This window comes from Streptococcus sp. ALY_208 (genome assembly GCF_058314295.1).
In genome coordinates this window covers 1-2,931 of the sequence record NZ_JBZFUI010000015.1, presented here as the reverse complement: position 1 = coordinate 2,931, position 2,931 = coordinate 1, and the positions used below count along the sequence as shown (strand labels likewise).

3 protein-coding genes and 1 pseudogene are annotated in these 2,931 nt (G+C 35.2%); all 4 read left to right on the top strand.

Going from position 1 to position 2,931, the window contains the following annotated elements:
• Positions 1 to 1,082, top strand: a pseudogene (locus AC4HAI_RS08920) (T7SS effector LXG polymorphic toxin); the annotation flags it as partial.
• A gap of 29 nt (positions 1,083 to 1,111) precedes the next feature.
• A complete protein-coding gene (locus AC4HAI_RS08915) occupies positions 1,112 to 1,735 on the top strand; it encodes a TipC family immunity protein (protein WP_491111237.1) in 624 nt (207 codons plus the stop codon).
• A gap of 56 nt (positions 1,736 to 1,791) precedes the next feature.
• On the top strand, positions 1,792 to 2,394 hold the full coding sequence (locus AC4HAI_RS08910; protein ID WP_491111236.1) for a TipC family immunity protein: 603 nt from the start codon (positions 1,792 to 1,794) through the stop codon (positions 2,392 to 2,394).
• A 56-nt stretch (positions 2,395 to 2,450) separates the two neighbouring features.
• Positions 2,451 to 2,931 (top strand): TipC family immunity protein (locus tag AC4HAI_RS08905; RefSeq protein WP_491111235.1); only part of this gene is annotated, 481 nt, incomplete at its 3' end.

Here is a 2,931-nt window from a genome sequence, read left to right as displayed (position 1 = left end):
AAAAGGGTCTCCAGCAAGCCAACAGCTCCTGGGACAGCAAGACTGGCACCTTTATCATTCCTAAGAACAGGGATTGGATACAGAGGCTCAGCACCTCTGTGGAGAATGCCTCAGCCAAGCTGACACTGTCGGCAGAGGAAAAGCAGTTTGTCGAGAACCTCAAAGCACAGTATGGCTTTGATGACATGACTGCCCGCCAGATTATCCAAGTCCGAAGGGGACTGGAGGAGAAGCTCCCTGATAAAAGTCAGGAAGAGAGAGACTATATTTTCAATTTAATCATGGGGAGTTTTGTTTATCACGAAGCTTCTGGAGCAAAAGGCTATGTCCAAAATCAAATGTGGTTTCAAACGGCGGGGAGCCTTGCAAGTATCACTGGATTGCCAATTAGCAACGCTTCTGATTTAGTAGAATGGCTAGGATTGAGTGAAAAAGAAGTAAAAAAACTGAGATACGAAATCCGACTGCAGCATGAATTATCTGCCGGTGGAGTAGAAGCAAAGAAATTAGAAAATAGAGAAACAGCACTTGCTAATTATAAGGAAGCGTATGGAACGGAAAAGGGATTTGATGAGCATTATGACCAGAAATTAAAGGATTATTCAGATAACGGTAAAATTACTAATGCCGACTTTGCCCATCAGTCTATTACAACAGCAACGATATTACGTCCTTATTATACTGTAGCTGATCTAAATGGTGGTAAGAATCATGTAGAAAAATTAGCTGGCTGGCTTGGTGATACCACAGATGCTGCAGAAGCGTCACCAAGTATAAAAAATGATGATTATCGGGCTGATCTGGATGCTGTTAATATTACAGCTCGTATGGAAAATGAAGGACTAAGTTATGCAGAAGCTTCTAATCAATATTATGCAGATATTGAATCTGGGTCAACTACAAGAGCTAATGAGTTTAAGACAAATCAAGACTATGGAGAAATGGAGGCTGCCATCGTTGGATCAAATGTGGGTCCCATTGACGATGAAAGTATGGAACGTTTGAAAAAGGAGTATCCTGAAAGCTATAACTTTATCATGAGTGTGAAGAATGGTGATAATAACTTGAAAGACTATGCTTAGTCTAGTTAGAGAGCAAGAGATGCGATTATATGTTAAAAAAAGTTTTAATTTTCATGATGTCAATTGTCATTTTGGTCTGGTTACTTATTGCAACTTTGCATCCAAGTTTACCCGGTCGGGGTATACCTGAATCAGTCGAGGTAACGAACATATTTGATGAAATGTATTCAAATTTAGATAAGGTGGACACTATTCCAAATATGACGAAGCAAACATTCTCAACATTTGATAAAGACAATCAAGAATATGAGGCTACCGAGTTTGACTATAAAAAAAACGCTCTGTCAGACTTCACAGATGTCTTTGTTAAACAAAATTTTGCTTCAAAAACATTGTCTATCTATTCTGAAAAAGAGATAGCTCATGATATTACTCTAATTAATTGGTTTATTTATAGTCCGAAAACTAAGAGTGCTAAAGAATATTTAATAATTTATAATAATGAATCTGGTGACTCTAAAAGAATTGAAAAATCTTCACAAATAAAATTATTTCTAAAAAAATATGATATCACCATAGAGGAGATAAAAAAATCTTACGATTGGATTATTAAAGATAACATTCTAAGAGACTGGACCAAGGCTTATGATAGTCAATTTACTCCTAGTGATTATGATAAGATAGAGGTCAAAAAACAGTGGGAAGATTGGTAGATGGTTTGCGTGACTATGTGGAAGACAATGACCACCAATCCGATAAGGAGAAATAGATGAAAAAATATTTCAAGGTTATTTTCTCCTTACTTTTTATCATCATTTTTGTCGGTATGGTTGTGTATGTTAATATTTATGAGAAAAAGGCTCCCAATATTTTTGATGAGATATATTTAGAGATGGATCAAGTTCCCCTTTCCACTAAAGTAACCAGAAAAGATTACTCAAGTTTTGATGATAATGGCAAAGAATATCCTGCGGTTCAGTTCACCTATCAGGAAAACGTTCATTCTAATTATAAAGAAATTTTTATTGAAAAAGATAATGCTGATAAGGCATTAAATATTTCCTTTCGGCAAAGATTAAATGAAAACTTATATTTAATTAGGTGGTTTATTTATGAGCCAAATAGTAAAATGGCCAAAGAAGAGTTAGTTATCTATGATGATAAAAATAATGACTATCCTTTTTATGATTCGAATTCACAGGTAAAATCTTATCTTAAGAAATATGATATAACGATTGAAGAGGTTGAAGACTCTTACGATCAAGTGATAAAAGATCTCATTCTTAAAGATTGGACTAAAGCTTATGATAGTCAATTTACTCCTAGTGATTATGATAAGATAAAGGTCAAAAAGCAATGGGAAGACTGGTAGATGGTTTGCCTGACTATGTGGAAGACAATGACTACCAATCCGATAAGGAGAAATAGATGGAAAAATATTTCAAGCTAGCGTTCGCTCTACTTTTTGTCATCATTTTTGTCGGTATGGTTGTGTATGTCAATTTTTATGAGAAAAAGGAGCATGATTTCAGCATTGGAAATATCTTTGATGAACTTTATTTTGACCTTGCAGGGGAATCGACTTCTTCTCTGGAAAGTAGTGGCAATATCAAAGTATCAACCTCTAGGGCGACTGACGAAGAAATGAGAGAATTGAGAGGTCTTAACACTCATATCGATTATCAAAGAAAAGCTTTGCCTAAAGGTTATCAAGCAGTGACTGTAGACTTTTATACCTACTTTCATTATATGGAAATTAGCTTATATAAACCGTTAGACAAAGGCTTAGTGCTTACGGAATCTATCTATTATGATCCTGATAAAAAGCTCCTAGAAAAACAGATTCGTCTGATTAAAACAGCTGGAGAAAATGAGGATTATATTGATGATGACACTCATATAAAGCGAT

Bases quoted from the DNA above. Each gene is read 5' to 3' on its own strand.
- AC4HAI_RS08915 (WP_491111237.1), top strand. From the start codon at position 1,112: ATGTTAAAAAAAGTTTTAATTTTCATGATGTCAATTGTCATTTTGGTC.
- AC4HAI_RS08910 (WP_491111236.1), top strand. From the start codon at position 1,792: ATGAAAAAATATTTCAAGGTTATTTTCTCCTTACTTTTTATCATCATT.